The sequence below is a fragment of the Paenibacillus sp. VTT E-133291 genome, assembly GCF_002264395.1.
Classification (GTDB): Bacteria; Bacillota; Bacilli; order Paenibacillales; family Paenibacillaceae; genus Paenibacillus_AQ; species Paenibacillus_AQ nitricinens.
In genome coordinates this window covers 1-6,948 of sequence record NZ_NFVA01000156.1, presented here as the reverse complement: position 1 = coordinate 6,948, position 6,948 = coordinate 1, and the positions used below count along the sequence as shown (strand labels likewise).

The window sequence follows — 6,948 nt, the reverse complement described above, 5'->3', positions numbered from 1 at the left end:
ATCCGTCACATAGGTATCCTGGAAGTAAGCAGTCCCATTCAATCCTCCAAATTGTTCGTAGCCTCAAATGTGATAATCATTTACCCAAGGCAAAATAACCATCACGCTAGTACCTACCTGAACTTCTGAGTCTACCTTAATTTGTCCCCCATACATTTCTATTAATTGTTTACAAATGGATAATCCAATTCCCGTCCCTTTTTGCTTGGTTGTATAGAAAGGGTCAAATATTCGCTTTAATTTATCCTGTGGAATTCCTTCCCCATTGTCTTTAAAAATAAGTATAATTTCGTTAGTCTCAGCAGAGGCGCTAACTGTAATGTCTATTCTGCCGCTAAATGCTGTGAATGAATCAATACTGTTTTTTAATATATTTAGAATTACCTGCTCTAGTTGAGAGGCGTTTCCATACGTTAGTACTTTCTCTAGAGAATACTCCACGGTAAGAATAATATCATCACTAAGTATGAGTTGATTCACGATGTTATTAACTCTATGTATAGCCTCGATAACGTTATATACTACGCCGTTATTTTTCGAACTATCTCCTTTTCGAGCCAGTACTAGGAAGTCCGTTACTAATCCGTTAAGAGCATCAATCTCTTTGATGGTTATATCCAGATACGCACGCAATTCATCCGCCTTGATCTCCGGTTCATATAGCCTGTTATTTACAAGCTGGGCAAACCCTTTAATCGAAGCAAGCGGATTCCGTATTTCATGTGCCATACCAGCTGCCATTTGTCCCATAACAGCAATTTTTTGTTCATGCAAATTGTCAATCTGTTGATTTTTATTAGATAAATAACCCTTTGCAAAGCCCGTAAAACCGGTCCAGTTGCTTTCCATTAAACGATTATAAAAAAACAATCGAGTCGTAGAATCATCTTCCATCTCTTCAATGATCTTAAACATAATATTCTGAGCAATTAAGATTAAATCCTTGCTCATTTCAAGTAAGATATCAAAATGATCACCGAATATTTCTGCAGTATAAATCCCTTGCCCCACCCCCTCTTTTTCTAGTATGTTTAGGTATTGGTCGTAATCAAAGGAATCCAAGAACAGTGCCTCTATCATACTCATTAATATCGTGTTGAATGTTGAATCTAACAATTCCTTATGCGTCTTTACAAACCAGGCGGATTCGATATTTTTCATAGTTATAGAATGGTAATGCCTATCTAAAATAATTGGAACAGCTAGGGTTAATGACGAACGTAATGCATTGGCTCTATATGACATTTTCATCCTCCCTCTTTGTTGTTTTGTATTCAATATATATGTATGTTTTCCTGCTTCAAAAGAAACAGTAAGTCACTATATTTCACAAAACCAATAGTTTTACTTAATTAATAATTATAAGCGCTATAAAAAATGAAACACCCCAAGCTATTCCGCCTGTAACGGAATGGTTTGGGGTGTTGCAATTGAAACGATATAGTCTTTGCACTATCAAAAAAAGCATTTGATCTAGGATCAGATGCTTTTTTACGTTGCTCCTTGGTTATTCAAACAGATCATTCACGGAACGAATAGGCTTTACATCCATCGATTCCTTCGATGCGGCTAGATTCAAATACACTCCTACCCAGATGATTGCGCATAAAATGATATAAACCATCTCTTCATCCCCTCCCTTGCGTGGGTTTTATCAGCAATCTATTAATCGTCTCTGTACTCAAAAACATCAATGTTAGTAGGGTAAACACAACAAAGGGGAATAGATCTAGGCTTGTGTGTACAGCTAAAGATCCGAACAGTGGTGGAATTAATGTTGTTCCCGTGTACGCTACAGCCATTTGGTAGCCTATCAATCGGGCTGAATTCTCTCTGCCAAATCGGGAAGGTGTTTCATGCAGAAGACCCGGATAGATAGGCGCCAGACCGATACCGATCAAGAGGAATCCGAACAGCGATAAGGACGAATACAGCGGTAATAAAAGTATTACACCACCTACAATGGTTACCAACTGACCGTAACGGATAAGAAAGCGGTTATGAACCTTTAATGCGATGAATCCAGTTGTTAACCTGCCAACTGTGATGCCACCATAGTATAAGGAAATCCAACGTGCAGCCACATCAGCTGTGACCTCTCTTGTACTGACCAGGTAACTAGCACCCCAGAGCCCGACAATCGTTTCTATCCCGCAATACAGCAGGAAGGTAAGGAGCGTTGGCCTCACACCCCGTAAACGAAGTACGTTAGTTTGTAGCTTCGTTGTTGCTGCAGCTTCAACATGAAAATTTTCTAGCAGCTCCCCATCCTTCGAAAGCAGTTTCTCCTGCGTTGTAGCCACGCGCTTCCAGAGGGGTAGCGTCACAAGAAGAATGATCACGAGTAGGAACTGAATGATCGCAACAACTGCATAACAACCTCTCCATGACTGAGAGTTCACAAGATTGACAGCCATGATCATCGGCCCCATCGTTGCCCCCACACCCCAGAAGCAGTGCAGCCAGTTCATATGATGGGCTTTGTAGTTTTCTGCCACATAGTGATTTAATGCCGCATCCACCGCTCCCGCCCCAAGACCAAGTGGAATGGCAAACACTATAAACCAGAGCATCGATGGAGCAATGGAAAATCCAAGTAGCGCAACCGCAGTAAGGAAACAACTGAACAATGTGATTCTACCCGTACCCAGACGCTCGACCATCCTTTTGCTGAACAGACTGGACACGATGGTCCCTCCCGCAATGATCATGGACACGATACCCGCCGAGCCAAGAGATGAACCAATCTCGGGCCAGATAACGGGCCATGCCGAGCCAAGTAAAGAGTCAGGAAGTCCTAGACTGATAAAAGCCAGATATATAACAATCAAAAACCAGGTAGACAAGCATGCTTCCCCCTCGTGATAAAAATGATTCGACGCACGGGTAAAGAAATACATTTATACACTTAATAAATATACTTTATAAAGTCTATAAATTAAGTATGCGATATAACCATTCCTTTGTCAAGCAACCCATTAACTGATCCGAAGCTGTATCATTTGTTGCAGTGCATATCTGCAATTGGATTAATACTCATATTGATCACCTAAAAAAAGAGGCTTGTCCCATAAGTCATTCATCTCATGACTTATGGGACAACCTCTTAATGGAGCTCGACCAAATCCGGCTCCAATGACTTCAATGTCAACCAGCGCAGGCCGGCCTCGAAATCTTCTTGAAATGTATCTTGCATAACGATCTGTGGATAAATGGGCATTGGATGTCGAAGCTGATAAGCTTCCCAAGCAGATGTCCAGGTTTCTAACTCCACCTTATCCTGATATATTACAATTTTGTCCGGAGCAAGAACTGCATTCAGGGTTTGGATAATCCGGCAGGTAGTATCGATGAACGTGTCCTTGCCCATCTCCAGACTCCAGTCAGGCATGTCAGGCAGGAATTTTATTTCCCCTGACATGCCCTGATTGCCTTTAAGGATCTTTCCATTCAGATAGATCCCCATACCAGGCGGGTACCTGCTTGGAAAGTAAAGACCAAGCAAGTACTGCTTCTCTTCTCCCCCTTCGTTCATGCAATATCCGCTAATAGCTGCATTAACGTCATTTTCAACCAAGATAGGCAACTCAAATTGCTGCTCAATCTCTTGAATCATCCGTGAGCCAGTCAGCTCATGGTGGCTGCTGACTTTAATTTCGCCGTTGACAACCTGACCCGGAATGCCTATGCCAATAACCTTGATAGAAGGATACAAGGCTATAGAGTGTTCAATAATATCATAAAAAAATTGTCTCTCGAAGACTGGAATGATGTGTTCATCCTTCGCCAGAATTTCGTTCTCCAAATTCACGACGGTGGCTGAAATCAGCACCTGTCCCTCTTTATCCTTCAGATAAATGACCAGCCCGAGGCTGAAGTTGTAATTGTAGCGATAAGTTTGTGCTGGCCTACCGCCGTTTGATGGTACAGTCAAGTCTTCGAACAGCTCACCTAACTCGTGCAGCTCCTTGACTAATGAGTTTACTGTTACTACGCTCAGTTTGGTCAATGCCGCCAGCTGGGGTTTGGTGGCTGTATTTATACGTTTCATCACTTGACGAACGTTGTTAAGGTTAATTTCCTTCATTAAGTTAGCGTTTGCTGTTCTCATAAGCCCCCCCTGCTCGATGAACGTATGGATTAATTCATCAGGTATTCGTTTTAAGTATGATTGTACCTTAATGTCGTCTTGTTTTCATCTTCATACCTTAAATACGACAGTGTTAAATAATAAATCACCGGGTCCATCAACTGAATTGCATAAAATTGAACCCGGTTCATGTTAATTCGTAATTACCCATTTTTGTCGATCTAGAGTAGGATCAAGTTCGCTTAGAGACAGTGTCGTTCCATCTGCTGATACTTCCAGCGCTTTCTTATGATAAGCAGAAGTAATACTAATGGTACCATCATCATTCTCGTGAAAAATCCAACGCTGATTGTTATATCCAAGATAATGGTATAACTGAATCTTATTTTGTCCTGTGTCGAGATCCAGCGCCTGACCAGCTGTTGTACGAATGGAATAGGAACCTGCATCATCCCCCGTCGGCACGAATACCCACTTCTGATCCGTAGAATTATTCGTTTCCTTCAGGGTAACCGCTTCACCATTTGCAAGATTTGCTGTGTAGAGAGATTTCTGTAGCTTTGCATTTACTAGACTGGATGTGGTCAAATTGGCAGGTGTTTCTCCGCTCACGTTAACGTTTTGATATGAAACATATCCACCAAATACATGTAGTCCAAAGTGACCTTCTGCAAAAGTGCCATCCTGCAGGTCGATCACTTTCTGCCCGTCCACATAAACCACAATATGCGGGCCCTTGGCTTCGATTTTCACTTTATAGGTTTGACCCGGCTGAATGAACGTAGGTATTTTCGCCAGCATTTGACGCTCTTCAAAACGGCCTTCGATTTTATAAAAGAGACGTACGGACTTCATATTCGGATCCAGATTTAAGTAGTATCCGCTGCGTCCATCTTCGCTTGAACGGAACAACATAGAGCCCGCTCCACCGGATTTACCTAACATCATCTCTGCTTCATAAGTAAAGTCTCCTGCCCGCTTCTCTGCGACATAATTTGCGTCACTCAAGTAACTTCCACGAATTCCATTTTCACTAATGACCCAAGAGGCTGCGGAAAGATCTTTAGTCCATCCACCTAAGTTCGTATGAAATTCACCATCCGTTACCTTAACTAATACGCTTGTTGATGTCTTCCCATTTGGAGTAGAGACAGTAATGATAGACTCGCCTTCTTTTTTACCTACAATGGTTACCTGTAAGTTATCTGCCACGTTTAGTTCAACTACATCTTTGTTACTGGAATTCCATTTCACCGGCTGTGCACCATTACCTGTACCATTCTCTACCATTGCCAGGAGTGTGTCCCTTTGCCCCTTGCTCAGTTCACGATCATTTGTATCCATCATTATCTTGGTAGCGGAATTAGAGTCCTGATTCCATACAGAGCCTAACCGGTTCACCTTCAGAGATACGACTTTTACGTTGCCCCCTTTGGTGTAAAAGCTTAAAGCCCTGCTGGCTGGATCTGGAAAAATGACATCAGACAAAACAACTTTACCGTTGTTGCCAAAAACCTCAACAGAAGACTCATCTACAAGGATACGCAGCTTAACACGCTTATTCTCCGTTGGCATTGGCGCTTCATGTCTTGTACTAAATAAACTCGAAAAATCCGTCAAACCAGATGCAGACCGATCCACAAAAATCTGACACTCACTAGGTTTATATCCAACAACCGTTTGCTTACTTCCACTTTCACGAACGTTAAAGCCAAATTCACTCACCTGACTACCTGCTGGAACTTCCACTTCTGCTTCAATCTCGTATGCACCAGAGGTAATGCCTTTCAGTAGGTTCTGAGAAGAAGGAGTCACAACTTTATTAGCTGTAGAATACAGCTGACTACGCAGCGATTGGAACTCCTTGATCGGACTTTGGGCGAGCTGAATCCCATCTTTAGTCGTTACCAATGTAACTTCTCTCGGGATAGACAGAACGCCTTTCCAGTTGGTCGTTGGAAAATCAAACGGATAGTCCCAATTTGTCATCCATGCCATCATTACACTGCGATGATCTGGCATGTTCGAAAAAGACATTGAAGCGTAGAATTCTTTTCCAAAATCTGTTCGCAATACTTTCCCTGCCGGATTATCATTTACGAATTTACCTTCCGCCGTTAAATGACCCACAAAATATTCTGCATCTGATCCGCCTGTTTTTGAGTTCGCTCCTGTACTAATCATCAGAACCCATTTCTTCTGTGATGTTCCGTCTACCGAAAGCTGAAGCAAATCCGGACATTCCCAAACACCACCGCGAACATAATCCCCGTATCCCCAACTATCTGTCAGGGTCCAATCCAGTAGATTCGTTGAAGTAAAGAAACGAATATGATCTCCACCGGATACAACCATTACCCACCTGTTATTGTCGTTATCACGAATCACTTTCGGATCACGGAAATCCCAACTTCCGGGCTCCCCTCCACTATCGCCTGGATTCTCGATAACAATGGGTCGCGTTTTGGAATATTCCCAAGTACGACCTTGATCCTTGCTGTAAGCAAGACCGATACGCTGATTCCCATTCGGACTATCAGGATTATAGGAAGTGTAATATGCAATTAGCCCCTTACCTCCTGAGTCTCCGAACAAGCCTGATGCATTCGTCAAATCTGCTACAGCCGATCCAGACCAGACATGTCCATGATCATTCCACGGCAGCGCAATCGGAAGCCGCTTCCAGTTCAGCATATCTATACTGACAGAATGTGCCCATGTGCCTCCGTCCTGATGAAATAGATGATATTCTCCTTCGAAGTAGACCAGTCCATTCGGATCACTCGCAGAACCACGAATTGGCGTATAGTGATACTGAGGACGATATTTTTCATTATAATAACTGCTGGCATCCGTCA

The 6,948-nt window shown here is 42.6% G+C and carries 4 protein-coding genes; all 4 read right to left on the bottom strand.

Annotated features, from left to right (window positions below; all coding sequences use genetic code 11):
* Positions 1-63 precede the first annotated feature (63 nt).
* A complete protein-coding gene (locus CA598_RS30570; protein ID WP_179283809.1) occupies positions 64-1,245 on the bottom strand; it encodes a sensor histidine kinase in 1,182 nt (393 codons plus the stop codon).
* Positions 1,246-1,628: 383 nt separating this feature from the next.
* Positions 1,629-2,846, bottom strand: coding sequence for an MFS transporter (locus CA598_RS30565; RefSeq protein ID WP_179283808.1), 1,218 nt, complete (start codon positions 2,844-2,846; stop codon positions 1,629-1,631).
* Between the two features lie 260 nt (positions 2,847-3,106).
* Positions 3,107-4,087 carry an ROK family protein gene (locus tag CA598_RS30560; protein ID WP_373455858.1) on the bottom strand — a complete coding sequence of 327 codons (981 nt, stop codon included), beginning with the start codon at positions 4,085-4,087 and terminating at the stop codon, positions 3,107-3,109.
* Positions 4,088-4,282: 195 nt separating this feature from the next.
* The coding region (locus CA598_RS30555) for a GH32 C-terminal domain-containing protein (RefSeq protein WP_143812484.1) at positions 4,283-6,948 on the bottom strand (2,666 nt) is incomplete at its 5' end.